Below are 18,223 nucleotides of genomic sequence, written 5' to 3' on the forward strand. Positions count from 1 at the left end.
AATATAACTCTGGGATTATATGCAACATCCGAAGGCGCAGGACAGTCATATCGAGCCCTCGCCGTCCTGCCATGCGTCGCCGAGCAGGAATTCGGCGGCCTGCTCTGCTGCCTCGCGATCGTCGTTTCCCAGGAAATGGGCGTAGGTCTCTAGGAAGAACCCGACATTGGCGTGGCCAATCCGCTCACTGATCACCTTTGGGCTGATGCCGGCGCGCAGCGCGCCGGTGGCGTAAGAGTGGCGCAGATCGTGGAAGGTGATGCGCGATAGGCCCGCCGCAGCCGCTAGTCTGTCGAAGCGTTGGCGAATCGTGTCGGGATGTGGCGGCCGACCGTCCTGGTAGGTGAACAGGTAGTCGCCGGGGTGGTAGGCGTCGCCGAAGAATTCGCGTTCGCTGTCTTGGAGCTGACGCCAACGGCGTAGCGCCGCCACAGTGGCGCGGTCGATGGAAATTGTCTGGTCAGCGTTGCGGGTCTTGCCGCCGGCTTTGTCGAGCGCCCGTCCGCCGACCACCACGCGATTGTCGTGCACGGTGATTACGCCGGCGTCCAGGTCGACATCGGACCACTTCAGTCCGCACACTTGGCCGCGTCGAATGCCGGTTGTGAGTTCCAGCAAGAACAGCGCTGCGAAGCGGTCGTCCCGGATTGAGGCGAGGAAGGTCCGGATCTCGTCGGGCTTCCACACCGTGCGGCGGGTTCGCGGCCGGCGCGGTGGCTTGACGTTGCTCGCGGGGTTGTCGGTGATGTATTTCCACGCCACGGCGTCGACGAGTGCTCGGTGCACGAAGGCGTGGACGTTGCGGACGGTCTTGGGCGCCAGGCCCGGCGAGACCGGTCTGGGCACTATGCCTGCTCGATAGCGCCGGACGGCGGTGCGAGCCGCGTGAATGGTTGCATTGCATGCCTCGGACAGCTGCCGTGGCGTCGGCGGGTTGCCAGCGGCGTTGCGTTCTGACCAGTACGCGTACATCACGGAGTCGTTGTCGCGCTTAACGCGGCCCTCTGTGAGCAGCTTGGCGTAGAGCCTGAGCAGCTGGGGCTCGTCGAGTCGTTGCAGACGCTCCGCGCCGATGTGGGGGATGATGTAAGTGCGCGCGTAGTCGCTCCAACTTCGCCATGTCGTGGCATCGAGCGCGGGTTCGACGGCGGCGAGCCATTCGGTCAGGAACTGCGCAACCGTGCGGGTCGACGGCTTGACGACTCGGCCGCGGTCGGCGTCGCGCATGGCATCTCGGCAGGCTTTCCAGGCCTCGCGCTCGGTGTCAAACCCTCCTTTGGTGATCCAGGGATACCGCCCGGTCGACGGGTCACGCTCGGGGAGGCGAAACTTGTAATACCACACCGAACCGCGCTGAAGCACCGTGCCTTTCACGATGCGACCAGTTCGCGCAGGCCGTCGGTCACAACGTAGATGCGGCCGCCGAGCCGACGAACCGGCAGCTCGCCGGAGGCCACCAACCGATAGGCTGCGGCCCGGCTGATTCCGAGCAGCTGAGCGGCTCGGGGCACGGCGAGCAGCAGGGGAAGGTCACTGAACACGTTGTTCTCCAAGATAATTCACCACCTTTCCACAATTTTGGACGGATTGTTCTTCGGACGATCGGGTCCTGTGGACTTGCGGGCTGCACTGTGGACAAAACTGTGCTGCTTCTGTTCCGTCTGGCTCGGTGACCGTGATGGTGCGAGAATGCGCGTCCTCGCATTCGCCACACCACGGCACGTTGGTTACGGGCGGTTGAGGTGGCTGTCCGAGATCAAGGCGCCGGGCCAGCACCCGAACTGGATCACGCGCCCCATTCGGGTTCCGGATCAGAAGGTCGGTGAGATCTGAGGGCGGCCAGCCGCGCGCCAGGGCAGACTCGATTGCCGGTCGAAGACTGCGCGCGTCGTGGGTCCCGAGCTTCCACGCTCTGGCCACAGACTCCAGGACCAGTATCGCGGCGTCGCCCGGTTCGGATAAGGATTCGGTTGATGGGTTTAAGGGGTCCCGCTGCGGGACCCTCGGGGGGTGCCGCTTTGACACCGTCTCCGTCTCACTGCGAGACGGCCCCCGTCCCGCTGCGGGACGGGGAGGGCCCGGATCGGGACCGGGTAGAACATGCGGCGCCCGAGGATGATTCAGGTAGTAGCGGGTTGAACGGCGGGCCCCGGAGTCATGGAATTGCGGACGCCGGCTCATCAACCCGCGCGTCTCCAGATAGCTCAGCGCACGCAAGATCGTGCTTCTGCCGGCACCGGATTCGGCCATGAGTGTGCGAATTGAGGGGTAGCACGAGAAGTTTTCGTCCGCCTTGTTTGCCAATAGGACAAGAATGAACTTCGCGACCGGTTGTGCGATGTCCGAGTCTTTCGCCCAGGCGAGGGCTTCCCAACTCATGTTGAAGCGCTGATCACGGACTGCTCACCGACAGCCGTCTCGGCGGGCTGCGCCTCACGGCGATCCGTCTCGCATCGTTTCATGTCTAGAACGGTAAGCCACCTAATCGCGCTATGCGACGGTCGTATGAAATAGATTCGTCGAATTCCGCTGCGACACACACGATTACCGCTACGTACGAAACTCAATGAAACAACGTGAAACCCGCTGCTTCACAACGGCATCACTCGTACCGGGCTGTGGCTGAGCGGAGGGCCATCATCGACGGCTCCCTTGCTCCGCTTGGCCCTGCTAATTTGGCATCGGCCGCAAAGGTTCGGAATGGTTGGATGGCTCCGCGTTAGCCATTGATGAGTCGTGCCCGCCTGAGCGAATCGAGCAAGCGCTGAGCGGCGCGCAGCGTGGGGGCAAACGTGGCGGCGTTTAACCGTCCTGAGTCCGCTTCAGCAGCCAACGACTCCAAAACAGTGCGGCACGCGCGGGGTGACTTCAGCACGATCTGGGCGGCCTCGGCTGGACTGGAATGGACCTCCCTTGTCTCGATGCGGATGCGTTGCACGATCCGCTCGATGGGTTTCTCGACCACCTCGACCCGCACCGAAACCGCGCCGTTCTCGGCCGCGCGGCGCTCTTCGTAGGCCGCTCGCCGGCATTGTTGGGAGCACCAGATCGAGGGACGTCCGGGCTTGGGTGGCCAGGCGCTACCGGGCATCTCCGCGCTACATCTCGGGCATCGTTTCGTCGGCATGAATTGATGGTAAGGGATGCCTTACCAGTTAGATACGGACGAAATTACGTTATCGTTTCGTGACCTGAGTGCAAGAGGTGTGATGTCCGGGGAAGTGATGGAGTTAGGGTGACCTAAGTGTCGACGGGCGACTGCGCTTGCCGCTGGCAGGTTGCCGTGATCGAGGGAGAACATACAGCCGATGAATGATCGGCAAAGATTGGGGCGGTGTCGGTAACGTTTGTCACGCCATGAGTAATGAGGACGGTGCCAGCGTTCTCCCCGCGGAGACGCGTGCCCGCGTGCGTATCGACCAGCAACTGACCCAAGCGGGCTGGAAGGTCCAGGACAAAAAGGATCTCAATCTGTTCGCGGGACAGGGCATCGCTGTGCGGGAGGTCGTGATGAAGCCCGGGCACGGCCGGGTCGACTACCTGCTGTACGTGGAGAAGGCCGTGGTCGGCGTCATCGAGGCCAAACCAGTGGGTACGCCCCTGTCAGGCGTTGAGTGGCAGTCGGCCATGTACGCCGACGGGCTTCCGGCCGATGTGCGCCTCGCCGCCAAGACCCGGGACGGCCGGCTGCCGTTCGTGTTCGAGGCATCGGGGGTGGAGACACACTTCACCAACGGCTTCGATCCCGAGCCGCGGGCGCGGCTCATCTTCAACGTCCCCACGCCGGCGACGCTGGCCCGCATCCTGCGCGACGCCGACGCGTCGCCCGAGCGCCCGACGTGGCGCGCCAAGGTCCGAAATCTCCCGCCCCTGGATGCCGACCCGCTGCGCCCAGCGCAGGTCGAAGCCGTCAACGGGGTCGAGAAGAGCCTCGCCGAGCAGAATTTCGACCGATCACTGGTGCAGATGGCGACTGGGGCCGGCAAGACCTACACCGCGGTCACCGAGTCCTACAGGCTGCTGAAATACGGTGGCTTCAACAGGATTCTTTTCCTGGTCGACCGCAACAACCTGGCCGATCAGACGCTGGCGGAGTTCCAGAATTACCGCACGCCAGACGACGGTCGTCGCTTCACCGAGCTGTACAACGTGACCAAGCTGTCCAGCGCTGGGCTGCTCGGGTCGAGCAAGATCGCGATCTCGACGATCCAGAGGGTCTACAAGTTCCTCAATGACGGTGAAGTCGGCGACGCCGACGACCCCAACCTCGATGACTTCACCCCGGATGCCCCGGTCACCGTGTCGTACAGCGAGGCACTTCCCCCGGAAACGTTTGATCTGGTCATCGTCGACGAGGCCCACCGAAGTATCTACGGGGTCTGGCGCGGCGTCCTTGAGTATTTCGACGCTCACGTCATCGGATTGACCGCTACACCCGGCAAGCAGACATTCGGGTTCTTCCGCCAGAATCTCGTCTCCGAATACACCTACCCTGAGTCAGTCGCGGACGGCGTGAACGTGGACTTCGACATCTACCGCATCCGCACCCAGATCAGCGAAGAGGGTTCTCGGATCGAAGCCGGGACGATCGTGCCGAAAGTTGATCGCCGTACGCGGGAACAGAGACTCGAAATCCTCGATGAGGATCTGGATTACGGTGCCGCGCTCCTTGACCGTGCCGTGACCGCGACTGATCAGATTCGTACCGTTTTGGAAACTTTCCGCGATCGGCTGTTCACCGAGATCTTCCCGGGACGCTCCACCGTGCCAAAGACCTTAATCTTCGCCAAGGACGACAACCACGCGGAGGAGATCGTCACCCAGGTCCGCAAGGTGTTCGGCAAGGGCAACGACTTCGCGGCAAAGATCACGTACAACGTCCGCAACGCCAAAGAACAGCTCCAGGCCCTGCGGACGAGCCCGTCGCTGCGTATCGCGGTGACCGTCGACATGATCGCCACCGGAACCGACGTCAAACCGCTGGAATGCGTGTTCTTCATGCGGGATGTGCGCTCCGCCCAGTACTTCGAGCAGATGAAGGGTCGTGGCGCGCGCACGATCGCCTCGGCCCCCTGTGTGACAGGGTTAGGTGAGACAGCAGCAGTAGCCGATTATCGCTACAGGGCGAGACAGGATCACCATTTCCGTGACTATGACGATCGCATCCCTGCAGGGGTGCGCTGATACTGATCAAGTGGACAGCGCGCCGGATCCAGGTGCTCGGGCCCGGCGGCGCACGTTTACCGCTGAGTACAAGGCCCGGATCCTCGATGAGTACGACGCGCTGCCGGCGGGTTCGTCCGAGCGTGGTGCGTTGCTGCGCCGCGAGGGCCTGTATAGCTCGCACATCGCCGAGTGGCGCAAGGCCCGCGACGCCGGTGCCCGTGCCGGGCTGGCGTCGCGGGGCAAGCCGAAACGCAGCGCTGAGCAGGTCGAGCTGGACAAGCTGCGGCGGCGCACCAAGGCGCTGGAAGCCGAGCTGAGCCGCACCAAGCTGGCCCTGGAGATCACGGGAAAAGCACACGCGCTCTTGGAGATGCTCTCCGGGAGCGCGGACTCCGAGCCGAGGTGCAAGCCGTGATCGGCGAGCATCTGCCCGCCCTGGAGGCGGCGACGTCGACGACGCGGGCGTGTGAGTTGCTGGGCGCGTCACGGGCCACGCTGTATCGGCGCCGCAACCCGCCACCACGCCCGGCGCCGCGGGCTCGGCCGGAGCCGCCCAACAAGCTCACCGAGGCCCAACGCCAGCAGATCCTGACGGTGCTGCGATCGGCGGAGTACTGCGATCTGGCACCGGCGCAGGTGTGGGCGCGGCTACTCGATGACGGCATCTACTTGTGCTCGATTCGCACCATGTACCGGCTTTTAGCCATTGCCGGGGAGAATCGGGAGCGGCGCCGTCAGCGCACCCACCCGGCGCGCAAGAAACCCGAGCTGATCGCCACCGCACCCAACCAGGTCTGGTCGTGGGACATAACGAAACTGCAAGGGCCGCAACGCGGTATCTTCTATCAGCTGTATGTGATCATCGACATCTTCTCGCGCTACGTGGTCGGTTGGACCCTCGCTGCCACCGAGACCGGTGAGTTGGCCAAGCAGTTCATCGACGACACGCTGGCCAGCCACGGCATCGAGCCCGGTCAACTGGCCCTACATGCCGATCGCGGCACTTCGATGACCTCCAAGCCGGTCGCCCAACTGCTGACCGACCTGGGTGTGGACCGCAGCCACAGCCGCCCGCATGTATCCAACGACAATCCCTACTCGGAGGCCAATTTCAAGACCCTCAAGTACTGCCCGGCGTTCCCGGCCCGGTTCGGCTCCATCGAAGACGCCCGCGCCTTCTGCGGCGCATTCTTCGATTACTACAACCATGAACATCGTCACAGTGGCATTGCGCTACACACCGCGGCCTCAGTGCACTACGGCACCGCAACCCAGATCCAGGCCCAGCGCGCCGCCACCCTGGATGCGACCTACGCCGCCAACCCCGCCAGATTCCGGCACCGCCGACCCACCCCACCGAAACTGCCCACCGTCGCCTGGATCAACCAACCAACCCCCGAAGCACTCATCAAATCCGCGTAAGAAACTGTCTCACCGGCCTTGACATGTTCCGGCCGACTTCCAGGCAGTCACGCCCGACGCGGAGAACAAGACTCGGTTCGTCATCGTCGATGCGATCGGCGTGACCGAGCACCCCTTCGTCGAGCCACCGCTGAATCGGCAGAAGTCGGTCAGCCTCAAGAAGCTCCTGGACAAGGCTGCCGCCCTCACGCTCACCGAGGACGAAGCGGCAACCCTGGCGTCACGGCTGGCGAAACTCGAACTTGCGCTTACCGATGAGGAGCGGCGGGAACTCGACGAGGTCGCCGGCCAACCTGTCCGCGACATCGTCAGGGCGCTCGTGGACGCCGTCGATCCGTCCACTGGATCGGCCGACGCGATCGAGCGGGCCATCGAGCCGGAACATGTCAAGGCCGGTGAGACAGTTTCTTACGCGGATTTGATGAGTGCTTCGGGGGTTGGTTGGTTGATCCAGGCGACGGTGGGCAGTTTCGGTGGGGTGGGTCGGCGGTGCCGGAATCTGGCGGGGTTGGCGGCGTAGGTCGCATCCAGGGTGGCGGCGCGCTGGGCCTGGATCTGGGTTGCGGTGCCGTAGTGCACTGAGGCCGCGGTGTGTAGCGCAATGCCACTGTGACGATGTTCATGGTTGTAGTAATCGAAGAATGCGCCGCAGAAGGCGCGGGCGTCTTCGATGGAGCCGAACCGGGCCGGGAACGCCGGGCAGTACTTGAGGGTCTTGAAATTGGCCTCCGAGTAGGGATTGTCGTTGGATACATGCGGGCGGCTGTGGCTGCGGTCCACACCCAGGTCGGTCAGCAGTTGGGCGACCGGCTTGGAGGTCATCGAAGTGCCGCGATCGGCATGTAGGGCCAGTTGACCGGGCTCGATGCCGTGGCTGGCCAGCGTGTCGTCGATGAACTGCTTGGCCAACTCACCGGTCTCGGTGGCAGCGAGGGTCCAACCGACCACGTAGCGCGAGAAGATGTCGATGATCACATACAGCTGATAGAAGATACCGCGTTGCGGCCCTTGCAGTTTCGTTATGTCCCACGACCAGACCTGGTTGGGTGCGGTGGCGATCAGCTCGGGTTTCTTGCGCGCCGGGTGGGTGCGCTGACGGCGCCGCTCCCGATTCTCCCCGGCAATGGCTAAAAGCCGGTACATGGTGCGAATCGAGCACAAGTAGATGCCGTCATCGAGTAGCCGCGCCCACACCTGCGCCGGTGCCAGATCGCAGTACTCCGCCGATCGCAGCACCGTCAGGATCTGCTGGCGTTGGGCCTCGGTGAGCTTGTTGGGCGGCTCCGGCCGAGCCCGCGGCGCCGGGCGTGGTGGCGGGTTGCGGCGCCGATACAGCGTGGCCCGTGACGCGCCCAGCAACTCACACGCCCGCGTCGTCGACGTCGCCGCCTCCAGGGCGGGCAGATGCTCGCCGATCACGGCTTGCACCTCGGCTCGGAGTCCGCGCTCCCGGAGAGCATCTCCAAGAGCGCGTGTGCTTTTCCCGTGATCTCCAGGGCCAGCTTGGTGCGGCTCAGCTCGGCTTCCAGCGCCTTGGTGCGCCGCCGCAGCTTGTCCAGCTCGACCTGCTCAGCGCTGCGTTTCGGCTTGCCCCGCGACGCCAGCCCGGCACGGGCACCGGCGTCGCGGGCCTTGCGCCACTCGGCGATGTGCGAGCTATACAGGCCCTCGCGGCGCAGCAACGCACCACGCTCGGACGAACCCGCCGGCAGCGCGTCGTACTCATCGAGGATCCGGGCCTTGTACTCAGCGGTAAACGTGCGCCGCCGGGCCCGAGCACCTGGATCCGGCGCGCTGTCCACTTGATCAGTATCAGCGCACCCCTGCAGGGATGCGATCGTCATAGTCACGGAAATGGTGATCCTGTCTCGCCCTGTAGCGATAATCGGCTACTGCTGCTGTCTCACCTAACCCTGTCACACAGGGAGCCGATCGCGGCCAACCCTGAGCTGCGCAACCGCATACTCGAACTTCGCGCCGCCCACGATCGGGTCATCGACGAGGTCAGCAGTGACGAACTCGTCGAAGCCGGGGGAGTGGTCGACACGGATCGCGCCCGGTCGATCGTGGAGTCATGGCGGACCTACCTTGATGAGCATCGCGACGAAATTACCGCGATTCAGGTTGCTTATGAGGCCGGTGAGCATCGAATTGATTTCGCCTACATTCAGGGACTAGCTGCCCGCATCGCTCGGCCGCCGCATAACTGGACGCCCGACATCATCTGGAACGCCTACGCCGCGATCGACGCGCCCAAGGTGCGGAACTGTGCCACGCACACCCTCACCGATCTCGTTCCACTGATCCGGTACACCATCGGCGTCGACGATGAACTCGTTCCTTACGGTGAGCGGGTGCGTGAGAAATATGCGGCGTGGTTGGCTCAACAGGAACAGGCTGGTGTGGTGTTCAATGACATCGAGCGCTGGTGGCTGGACCGCATGGTGTCGGTGATCGCCAACTCCGCCGGTATCTGCGTGGAGGACCTCGACGACGCGCCGTTCATTGAACGGGGCGGAACCGATGGAGCACTGCGGGATTTGGGTGACCGGGCCGGCGATCTCGTCGAACAGCTCAACGCGGAGCTGACAGCGTGAACTGGCAGGTCCGGCAGCTCGGTGAGATGGCGGAGACAGCTTTGGGCAAGATGCTCGATAAGGGGAAACGGAAGGGGCTGCCGCAGGTCCCTTATCTGCGTAACGTCAATGTCCAGTGGGGGCGTGTGGACACTGACGATCTGCTGACTATGGAACTTGCCGACGACGAACGAGAGCGTTTCGGTGTCAGCCCAGGCGACCTGCTTGTCTGCGAGGGCGGCGAGATTGGACGCAGCGCCATTTGGCATGGTCGAGCCGATTACATTGCATACCAGAAAGCGCTTCACCGGATTCGGCCTAGTGAATTACTTGACGTTCGTTTCCTACGCTATCTGTTGGAGCTCTATTCGCTCGATGGCACGCTTGTCAGGTTCGCCACTGGATCGACCATCGCTCACCTGCCGCAACAGCAGCTTAGACGGATCCCCGTGCCGCAGGCGCCCATCGATGAACAACGTCGAATCGTCGAGCTCCTCGAAGACCACTTTTCCCGCCTCGAAGCAGGTGGTGTCGGCATTGCTCGGTCACTCAAGCGCCTCGGCATTCTGCGTGAGGCTGCGCTTGCGCAGTGCGTAGATCGCGCCAAATCTGCTATTGGCGGCGAGGCCGTGCCGCTGGGGAATCTCGGGAGGGTAACGACGGGGACGACCCCCCTCAAGAGCAACAGGGCCTTCTATGAGAACGGCACGGTACCTTGGATTACCAGCGGTGATCTCCATCGAGGTGTGATCGCTGAGGCGTCTCAATTTGTCACTGAGCGAGCTTTGAAGGAGACTAGCCTTAAGCTCATTCCCGCTGGTGCGATCTTGATCGCGATGTATGGCGAAGGGCGTACCCGAGGTACCGCGGCTGAACTTGCCATCGAGGCAACGACGAACCAGGCCTGTGCCGCACTAATTCTTAACGAACCCGAGCTGCGATCGTGGGTTCGTTTGATGCTCGATGCCAACTATGATGCACTGCGGCGAATGGCGGCTGGGGGGGTACAGCCGAATCTCAACTTGTCGCTTGTTCGTGCGATCCAAGTCCCAATTCCGTCCACACGGGTACGCGATGAGATCTCAACTCAAATGGCTGAAATTGATTTCGCTCGCTTGCGTCTGAAACAGTCGCTGGCCGTTGCCTCTGCACGATGTGCGAGTATTCGCCGCGCCCTCCTTTCCGCAGCCTTCTCGGGTCGACTGACCAAATCGACGCTTCACCCGTCGGAGTTGGGAGTCGGCGCGTGAGCGATAAGCAGATCAAGCCGCTACTTCTCGATTTCGCACCCGACGGATTGAAGACGGCGACGTGTCGGAGGGCGCTGTGATCATCGGGGAGACCGTTACTGCGGGTGAGCGCACAGTTGTTCTGGACGTCGCGCGCTATACCGTGGTGACGACTCGCCGAAGCATGGACTAAGGAGGTAGCTGCGATGATCAAGGAGATCGAGCTCCGTCTCATTGACGCTCCCGCCCCCAGCGGCGAGATTGCGGTCAGGGACCTAACCGCCCTCGCGACTGCTCTGCAGGAATTGACGATCCGCATCAGCCGCGACGTGATCAATACGCCCGGGCCCGGCCGCACAAGGCAGTTCATGGAGGAACTCTCGCAACTGCGGCTACATGCAGTCGAACCTGGAAGCACTGTCCTTCGATTCAGCAAGGGGCCGGCCGACAAACTTGACGTCGACCTGCCCGAACAAGTCGTGGCGGATGACCGCTTTTGGGAAATAGTGCAAGCTATGGGCGACGACAGGCGCCCGGAGTGGGCGACCAACCTGATCGCGGAGAGCGTCGGGAAGCTAGTCAACGCTATTCAAGCTGCGGCGCCCACCGTAGTCCTGGGCTCGCCTTCGCGGCCTGACGTACGGATTGTCTCGTCGGCGGTGCACGTCGAAACATGGACGACCATACGCGTTCACCTGGGAGGCATCATGACAGCGACCGGCCGACTGGAGAAAGTTGATCTACGGTCACACGAGTTTCGTGTCCGCGACGACGTCGATCAAACCGTGGACCTCAAGCATGTCCAAAGCGATACCACCGCAGCGCAACTCGTTGGTCAGTGGGTGGTTGCTCGGGGCGATGCTGTGCTGCATCAATCGGGCCGGCTCGTCATGCTGGACAATGCCAGCATCTCGCGTGTTGACGATCCGGCGGCCGAGCACATGGACCGCAGCGTCACGACGCTCGACGAGATCCTAGCCAGCGCCCCCGGACCAGACATCAATGGCGGGATCGACCTTGCTGACGACGAATTCCAGGCATTTCTTGAGGCGGCGCGTTCGTGAATCAGGTAGCGGCGACGGTGGTCGATATCGACGTCTTCAGCCTGATGTACCTACGCCGCGCTAACAGTGATTCACGGGTCGCTGGTTGGCGGGAGTACCTGACCGGCCGGCGTGTGCTCATTTCCTTTCAGACCAGAGCTGAGGTGCTTGCGGGCGCGCGAAGCGCCCAGTGGGGTGGTCGGCGGATGGCCGAAACAATCGAGATCCTTGACCGTACGCCCACGATCCGTCCTGATAACGAAGTGGTGGACGCGTATGCAGAGCTAGCCGCCGAGTGCCGCAGGCTCGGCCACGGCCTACAGGCCAGAGAGCACACCGGCGATCGGTGGGTAGCTGCCTGCGCCATCGCCAAGCGGCTTGATCTGGTGGCCGGAGACGCCATCTACCAGGGCGCGCCGAACCTCGTCGTGCATAGCTGACCAGAAGGGCAACCACTGTGTCTGATTCCCGGCGCCTGGTCGACAAACTCTGGGCGTACTGCAATGTGCTGCGCGACGACGGTGTTGGTGTCATCGAGTACACCGAACAACTCACCTACCTGCTGTTCCTGAAGATGGCACACGAGCGGGCGACCAGAAAGCTCAACCCGCAGCAGATCGTTCCCGACGAATACTCCTGGCAGAAGCTGCTTGACGCCGAAGGAACCGACCTCGAAGTCCAATACACGAAGATCCTCGTCGGATTAGCGCAACAGCCGGGCACCCTTGGCACGATTTTCCGCAAAGCGCAGAACAGAATTCAGGACCCGGCGAAACTCAAACGCCTCATCGTGGATTTGATCGACAAAGAGAACTGGTCTGCTTCGGGCACAGATCTCAAAGGCGACGCGTACGAGGCGCTGCTCTCCAAGGGCGCCTCAGACAAGGGGTCGGGCGCCGGCCAATACTTCACCCCCCGTGACCTCATCCGGGCGATCGTCGACGTCATCGATCCCACACCTGCCGACGAGGTCGTCGACCCTGCGATTATGCGAAATTTTGGTGTCTCACGAGACACTGTTGAAGGTGAACGATCGGGCTTGCGACACGTTGTCAGGCCTCCGGCGGCCGCTTGGAGTACGTCGCATCGAGTGCGTGTTACTCCGTCGCAGCCGCGTATTGCGTTCGGGCGTCCTGCAGTTCCTTCCAGTGTGTCTCCAAACCCGCCAGGCTTGGGCCCACTCCGAGGGTGGGCAGTGGCTGCGAATGCGCCGCGATGTATCGGCAGGCGTCCTCGAACACGCGAGTTACAACTTTCGACACGGCCGGGAGTGCCCCGCCCTTGATCTCACTGAGGGTGGTCATACGGATGTTGGGCTGATACCGCTGGGATACGCCCTTCAGTAGCTCCGTCTCCGTGAACACTTCGCACCACGACCTGATCCAGCCATAGCCATCGCGGATCAAGGCGGCACGCGCCTCGCCGTCGACGGCTCGGGCAGCCTCGATGGTCTTGTTGATGTTGGATTTGAGGCTGCCGAGAGAATCCCAACGTGGACCAGATGCACGGGTTACCTTGCCCTTCCCGTCCTCGTCAGTGACCTGGAAGTAGGCGCAACGCTTCGACGCTTCGAAGAGCGACAACAGCGTGGTCGCAAAGAAAATGTCATGCGTAAAGACGATCACCTGGTTGCATTCCGCGAGGCTTGCGACTCGGCGGGCGACCTCGTTGATGCGGCGGTGGTCCAGACTCGATACAGGATCGTCGAAGATGACCGGAGCCGTGATCCCAGCTAAGCGGGCCTCAGCAAGGAAATCGGCAAGCGCGAGCACTTTCTGCTCTCCCTCAGACAGGATTTTGGAGGGCTTGTGCCGACCGGCGAGGGTCTTGCGACGTTGTGCTCGGCCTTGTCGGCCCACGAACTCGACCTTGAGCTCCGGTGCACGGAGAGCCGCGCACTCCTCAGCGAACAGCTTGTCGAAACTCTGATTAATGAGTTGGTCGCTCGCCGCCTTTGCGAGCTCTGTCACCGACCGACCCAAGGAGGAGAACTTGCCGGCCAAGACCCGCAGTTTGTCCGACTCCTTTGCCCGTTCTACCTGGGCCTGGATTGTTGTCCACGACTTCGCAAGCTCCCCGGCCGCCGTCAGCTCCGCCAACTCACGCTTCTTCTCGCGAAGAGCATCGGCGCGATTCTCCGCCTGATTCTTCAGGTCCGCGATCTCTGCCGCGATAGACACCTGCGCCGCCGACACCGCAGAAGCCAGAGTCGACACGCCCGCCAAGCTGGACGTATCTATGGGGCCTCCCGCTCGAATTGCCGCCGCCGCAGTAGTAGCGGCGTCTCTAATGCCGGCAACTCCCGCGAAGAACGACGGCCTGTCGGCCTGACCCCCGTATTCATCTACGAATGGGTTGACGTCGTTCAGTTGGATTGCCAGTATCGGCGCCGTCACGCTACCGATGCTTTGTTGGGCGGAGGCGATGTCGGAGCTGATCTTGTCCGTGAGGTACTCGCCGTATTTCGCGACAAGTGCCCTGGCTGGATCCGTCAGGGGTTGACGGCAGTAGAGACAACGCTCCACATCATGCACGCCAAGGGATTCCAGATGCGCCGCGTACCGGTCACCACTCGATACGAACGCTTCCCATGTCTCCTCCGGGTCTGCCGGGAGATCGGCCGCCGCGAATAGCTCCGTGCGGAAGGTGCGGTAATCGGACTGCAGTTCGGCTAGTCGCGCGATCCGCGCGTTTAACGCTTGGACGTCCAATGCGCCGAGCGTGGTGGCCGCAAGCACTGCCTGCCGCAGCACTCGCTCGCCTCGCTGTCGCTCTGCGATCTGGGCAGTAAGGGCGTCGGCTTCAAGCGCGGCAACCGCGCGGCGCAGGACATCGGTCCGCTGGTCGACGTCCAAGCCTCTATCAGCTCGCGCGTTGAGGTCCGCAAGATCCGTCGACGCGCCGAGCGTTTCCACGAGCGGATAGATAGTCGATTCCCGGGGGAAGCGACTGAGCAGTGTGGTCGATCCGGACGACAGGTCCCCGACGGACTTGGCTATGCGCTCGTGCACGCCCTTGATCGCCGTGCTTACGTGATTGAACAGGGCAAGGACAGTCGGGACGTAGGAGTACTCCAAGTCGTCATCAACATGGAAATTAACCGCGGGACTGTCGAAGATCGACATCCGTGTGAAGGGGGCGTGGCCCTGCCCGCCAGTCCACACGAACTCGTTGACGTCGGGTCCGATCGTGTACCCGATCTTTGCTGATAGCGCTACCTCTTGGCTCGCTGAGATATCGCCAAGAATCGTGTCCGCGGTACGGCTTCCCGCGAGCGCCTTGAGGATCCGCGCGTAGCCAGTCTTGCCGGTGCCGTTCTCGCCGAACAGAATGGTCATTCCTACGTGGGGCTCGATCACCGAGCCCGTCACGATCGCATTGACGCCGGTGACCTCAGAGAGCCTGGTGATCACAAGCGGGAGCTCGGCATCTTCCTCTGGCGCCTCCATCGCGAGCCTCGGCTCCGTCGGGAGCGTTCGCTCATCGAGTCCCTTCTCTTGCCGAAAGAGCGTGTAGGCAACGTCGATGTCGTCGTTCGACAGGGCACGGCCAGTGCCAAGTACATGTCGAATGATTGAGCGGATCCACTCATCCTGCTCATTCGCCCACCCCGCGAGAGTCTCACGCGGGTCGGGAGTACCAGGCTCCTCCATGACGACCGCTTGAGATTCCAGCACCTCGTCCTTCATGTGAATACGCTCGCGCTCACACCGTCACGAGCTGCATCAGCTCGGTGTAGTCGGTGACAACTTCGTACTTGACGTCCTCGCCATTCTTCTCGCTCAGCGATGCGAAGAACTTCCGGGCGCATTCGATTTTTGCATCCTCGACACCTTTGAGCTGGAGAGACGAGAGCGAGCCTTTGGTCTCGGCGACGAAGTAGATGTGTTTGACGGACCCCTCGGTGAACGCGATAGCCCAGTCTGGGTTGTAGTCACCGACAGGAGTCGGGATGAAGAATCCTCGTGGCAGCTTCGCGTAGACGGCAACCTCCTGACTGGTATCGAGTTCGGTGACAAAGGTGCGTTCCACTTTGGAGTCTGTGACGGCGTAGTCGTAGATATGCTTCGTCAGCTTGCCGCCGGCAAGCGTGAGATCCTGCTTGGTCTGGTTCTCCGTGAAAATCGCTGTGTCGAAACGGTCTTCGAGTGCATCGTAGGTCAGGTGCTCAACGATCACTGTTGCCTTCTGCTCGTTGATGAGTCGGGCGGCCTCGGTGATGAACTGCTCTGGATTGAGCCGGAACTTGGCAAACGTCTCCGGGGTGACTCCGCTGAGGATTGCTGCCGCGGTACGGCGGGTGAGCTTCGTTTTCTCGGTGACTTCGCCGAGTAGGTCGTATTTGACCTGGGATGCGGCCGACACCGTCGCGGTGTGGGTTGCGGTACTGGACACGTCGAAGCCGCCGCCGCTGGCGAGGTCGTCAGCCTCGAGGGAGTCGCGCTGCCTGCCTGCTTGGACGACGTATTGCATCGCGGCGACGTTGAGATGCTTGTCGAGTGCCTGAATGCACTCGGTGATGAGCTCGGATGAGTCGAACTCGACCTGATAGACAGCCTTGTGGTTGATGCGGCGCCATAGGGCCTGGAACTCCTTCTTGGCGAAGTTGGCCTCATTGAGCGGGATCTTCTTGGGCTTGCGGTCATCGGTTGGGACCGGTATGTCGATGTTGAGCGAGTCGACCAAGGGCAAGAGAAACTTGAGCATCGGTTTCAGGGCCTCTGATGTCGGCTCTGCAAGGGTGCCAGCCTCCTTTGCTGCCTTGTAGTCGTCGGAGAGCGTGTCATCGTCGTTCACGTAGTCGTTCTTGATTAGGTACTTGTAGAGCGCCTGCGCGAGGGCTTCCTCGACTACCGACTCGCCGTCTTCCGTCTGAATTGCCTTGCCGGTGAAGAACTTCACGCTCGCCTTGCGTGGCCGTTTGGCGAGCGAGTCGGAGATTTCCTTTTGTAGCCCTACGACGAAGTCGGTGTAGGACTCGTCGGTGACGACCGTCAGCTCGTTGATGTCGTGCACCGTCACGGGGTTGTCCATACGTTCGCCATGTTGGTCGACGGCCAGGCGCAGGCCTCGGCCGATCTCCTGGCGTCGGGACACGGTGTTGTCGCTCTTTTTGAGCATGCCCATCACGAACACGTTTGGGTTGTCCCAGCCTTCGCGCAGTGCGGAGTGGGAGAAGATGAAGCGAACGGGCTCGGCCAGCGATAACAGCTGTTCCTTGTTCTTGAGGATCAGGTCGTAAGCATCGACGTCCTTGGATTGGCCCTTCTCGTCGCCTGTCGCGTGTACTGGCCCGTCGACCGCGTGCCTGGTCTTCTTGTCGATCGAGAAGTATCCCTCGTGCACGGCATGCACATCGTCGCGGCGAAGATACGCCCGATATGCTGCAGCTGCGACGTCGAGCTCCAGCTCGCCGAGTATCTCATCGACGATCGAGGCGTACTCCTCCTCGAAGACCCGGGCGTAGTCGCCGAGCGTGTCTTCGCGGTTGTAATCGCGGTACTTCGCAACCTCATCAATGAAGAACAGCGACAACACCTTAACGCCTTGGGCGAACAGCTCCCGTTCCTTATCGAGGTGAGCCCTAATCACCTCCCGGATCTGAATGCGGCGCTTGGCGTCCTCGGTGACGTCACGGTCGGAGAGCTGCCCAGCGATGACCAAATCACCGTTGCTGAGTTCGATGACGTCGCGGTTAGCGTCGATGTCGGTAATGAAGAGGTCCTTATAGGCCTCGATGCCATTGGAGATGTCATGGAAGTTGGCGCCCACGTCGAGGCGCTTGAGCTGACGCGTGATCGGTCCGCCTTTGGTCTGTACCTCGATCTCCACGCGGGCCCGCGGTTTTGCGCTCTTGGCGATCTCGATGGCATCGAGGTACAGGTAGGCCGTCGTGCCGGCCAGTCCCTTCACGGTGATGCCTCGCACCGCGATCTTCTTGACCAACTTCTGGTTGTACGCATCAAGCGCATCGAGGCGGTGAACTTTGGAGTGCTCGACCTTGTGAGTTGCCGAATAGCGCAGCACCATGAGTGCATTGAACCGCGACAGTGCCTCCAATGACTTTGGCGCACTGATCTTCTGCGGTTCGTCGATAATCACCACGGGGCGGTTTGCGCTGATGACATCGATGGGACGCCGTGACTGGAAGTCATCGAGTTCGTCGTAGATGCGACGGTTATCCTTGCTCGTCGAATTGAACGCCTGAATGTTGATGATCATCACCTGCACCCCGGCGTCCGAGCTGAACCGCTCCAACTCATGCAGCTGGGATGAGTTGTAGATGAATGACCTGGGCTTACGGCCGTACGTCTGCTGGAAGTGCTCGGCCGTTAAATCGATTGACTTCTTCACCCCCTCGCGAATCGCGACCGACGGAACGACGATGATGAACTTCGACCAGCCGTACCGCTTGTGCAGCTCCATGATCGTTTTGATGTAGACGTAGGTCTTACCGGTACCCGTTTCCATCTCAACGTCGAGATTCGGAGCACCCGGAGCGGCTTTGCTGTCCACCAGTTTGTCCGAGAGCGGCAAGTTTCGCGACCGTTGAACTCGCTGAACGTTCTCTAGCCGCTGCGTTGGTGTCAACGCGATCTCGGCATTTCGCAGACCCGAGTCGGGGGTCGCGCTCGGGTCGAACAGCATCGGGGTCGTGGCTGGCTTCGCCCTGCCCGGATCGATCCGATAGGAGACACCATCATGCTTCGGCTGTCCAGCGAAGACCTCGACAACCGCGTCTACGGCATCGGTCTGGTACTGCTGAATCTTGAACTGAAGTTTCATC

At 61.9% G+C, this 18,223-nt stretch carries 13 protein-coding genes and 3 pseudogenes; 9 read left to right on the top strand and 7 right to left on the bottom strand.

Going from position 1 to position 18,223, the window contains the following annotated elements:
• Positions 1-45 precede the first annotated feature (45 nt).
• From ACJ512_RS06695 to ACJ512_RS06710, 4 genes are all read right to left on the bottom strand, one after another.
• Positions 46-1,374, bottom strand: a complete 1,329-nt coding sequence (locus ACJ512_RS06695) for a tyrosine-type recombinase/integrase (protein ID WP_407688238.1) — start codon at positions 1,372-1,374, stop codon at positions 46-48.
• The gene (locus tag ACJ512_RS06700; protein ID WP_225345502.1) at positions 1,371-1,553 is read right to left on the bottom strand and encodes a helix-turn-helix domain-containing protein; all 183 of its coding nucleotides are present in this window, start codon (positions 1,551-1,553) and stop codon (positions 1,371-1,373) included. The genes ACJ512_RS06695 and ACJ512_RS06700 overlap by 4 nt, the downstream gene beginning before the upstream one ends.
• Entirely contained in the window at positions 1,531-2,379 is an 849-nt protein-coding gene (locus ACJ512_RS06705) for a helix-turn-helix domain-containing protein (protein ID WP_407688237.1), read from the bottom strand. The genes ACJ512_RS06700 and ACJ512_RS06705 overlap by 23 nt, the downstream gene beginning before the upstream one ends.
• Before the next feature lie 340 nt (positions 2,380-2,719).
• Complete coding sequence (locus ACJ512_RS06710; protein WP_407688236.1) at positions 2,720-3,127, bottom strand: hypothetical protein; 408 nt, start codon at positions 3,125-3,127, stop codon at positions 2,720-2,722.
• Positions 3,128-3,357: 230 nt separating this feature from the next.
• On the opposite strand from ACJ512_RS06710, the gene ACJ512_RS06715 reads away from it, so the two are divergent.
• The 3 genes from ACJ512_RS06715 to ACJ512_RS06725 all read left to right on the top strand — a co-directional run bounded on the left by ACJ512_RS06715 (position 3,358) and on the right by ACJ512_RS06725 (position 7,108).
• Positions 3,358-5,184, top strand: a complete 1,827-nt coding sequence (locus ACJ512_RS06715) for a DEAD/DEAH box helicase family protein (protein ID WP_461480004.1) — start codon at positions 3,358-3,360, stop codon at positions 5,182-5,184.
• A protein-coding gene (locus tag ACJ512_RS06720) for an IS3 family transposase (protein WP_407689799.1) occupies positions 5,153-6,588 on the top strand; the annotation gives its coding sequence in 2 pieces (ribosomal slippage) (positions 5,153-5,513 and positions 5,513-6,588; 1,437 coding nt in all). The genes ACJ512_RS06715 and ACJ512_RS06720 overlap by 32 nt, the downstream gene beginning before the upstream one ends.
• Positions 6,589-6,688: 100 nt before the next feature.
• Complete coding sequence (locus ACJ512_RS06725; RefSeq protein WP_461480005.1) at positions 6,689-7,108, top strand: hypothetical protein; 420 nt, start codon at positions 6,689-6,691, stop codon at positions 7,106-7,108.
• Here ACJ512_RS06725 and ACJ512_RS06730 read toward each other — a convergent pair.
• Positions 6,997-8,432 (bottom strand): IS3 family transposase gene (locus ACJ512_RS06730; RefSeq protein WP_407689799.1). Its coding sequence is split into 2 segments (ribosomal slippage): positions 6,997-8,072 and positions 8,072-8,432, totalling 1,437 coding nucleotides; the frame shifts between segments, so codons are not numbered across the junction. The two genes, ACJ512_RS06725 and ACJ512_RS06730, sit on opposite strands and share 112 nt — an antisense overlap.
• Here ACJ512_RS06730 and ACJ512_RS06735 point away from each other — a divergent pair.
• From ACJ512_RS06735 to ACJ512_RS06760, 6 genes and pseudogenes are all read left to right on the top strand, one after another.
• Entirely contained in the window at positions 8,391-9,185 is a 795-nt protein-coding gene (locus tag ACJ512_RS06735) for a type I restriction-modification enzyme R subunit C-terminal domain-containing protein (protein WP_461480006.1), read from the top strand. The genes ACJ512_RS06730 and ACJ512_RS06735 overlap by 42 nt on opposite strands.
• Positions 9,182-10,414 carry a restriction endonuclease subunit S gene (locus ACJ512_RS06740; protein WP_407689096.1) on the top strand — a complete coding sequence of 411 codons (1,233 nt, stop codon included), beginning with the start codon at positions 9,182-9,184 and terminating at the stop codon, positions 10,412-10,414. The genes ACJ512_RS06735 and ACJ512_RS06740 overlap by 4 nt, the downstream gene beginning before the upstream one ends.
• Before the next feature lie 185 nt (positions 10,415-10,599).
• A pseudogene (locus ACJ512_RS06745) lies at positions 10,600-10,815 on the top strand (hypothetical protein); the annotation flags it as partial.
• 552 nt (positions 10,816-11,367) lie between these two features.
• Positions 11,368-11,457 (top strand): annotated as a pseudogene (locus tag ACJ512_RS06750) (hypothetical protein); the annotation flags it as partial.
• Positions 11,454-11,876: a PIN domain-containing protein gene (locus ACJ512_RS06755; RefSeq protein ID WP_407689095.1), complete on the top strand. Its 423-nt coding sequence runs from the start codon at positions 11,454-11,456 to the stop codon at positions 11,874-11,876. The pseudogene ACJ512_RS06750 and the gene ACJ512_RS06755, both read left to right, overlap by 4 nt.
• A gap of 65 nt (positions 11,877-11,941) precedes the next feature.
• Positions 11,942-12,364: pseudogene (locus ACJ512_RS06760) on the top strand (type I restriction-modification system subunit M N-terminal domain-containing protein); the annotation flags it as partial.
• A 169-nt stretch (positions 12,365-12,533) separates the two neighbouring features.
• On the opposite strand, the gene ACJ512_RS06765 reads toward ACJ512_RS06760, so the two are convergent.
• Both ACJ512_RS06765 and ACJ512_RS06770 read right to left on the bottom strand, forming a co-directional pair.
• The gene (locus ACJ512_RS06765) at positions 12,534-15,125 is read right to left on the bottom strand and encodes an AAA family ATPase (protein ID WP_407689094.1); all 2,592 of its coding nucleotides are present in this window, start codon (positions 15,123-15,125) and stop codon (positions 12,534-12,536) included.
• Positions 15,126-15,141: 16 nt separating this feature from the next.
• Positions 15,142-18,222, bottom strand: coding sequence for a type III restriction-modification system endonuclease (locus ACJ512_RS06770; protein WP_407689093.1), 3,081 nt, complete (start codon positions 18,220-18,222; stop codon positions 15,142-15,144).
• Between the last annotated feature and the right edge of the window lies 1 nt (position 18,223).

It is taken from the genome of Mycobacterium cajalii, from assembly GCF_045809005.2.
Lineage (GTDB): Bacteria > Actinomycetota > Actinomycetes > Mycobacteriales > Mycobacteriaceae > Mycobacterium.

Excerpts from the sequence above, each read along its gene's own strand:
- ACJ512_RS06710 (WP_407688236.1), bottom strand. The coding sequence starts at position 3,127 with ATGCCGACGAAACGATGCCCGAGATGTAGCGCGGAGATGCCCGGTAGC.
- ACJ512_RS06765 (WP_407689094.1), bottom strand. The coding sequence starts at position 15,125 with ATGAAGGACGAGGTGCTGGAATCTCAAGCGGTCGTCATGGAGGAGCCT.
- ACJ512_RS06705 (WP_407688237.1), bottom strand. The coding sequence starts at position 2,379 with ATGAGTTGGGAAGCCCTCGCCTGGGCGAAAGACTCGGACATCGCACAA.
- ACJ512_RS06715 (WP_461480004.1), top strand. The coding sequence starts at position 3,358 with ATGAGTAATGAGGACGGTGCCAGCGTTCTCCCCGCGGAGACGCGTGCC.
- ACJ512_RS06770 (WP_407689093.1), bottom strand. The coding sequence starts at position 18,222 with ATGAAACTTCAGTTCAAGATTCAGCAGTACCAGACCGATGCCGTAGAC.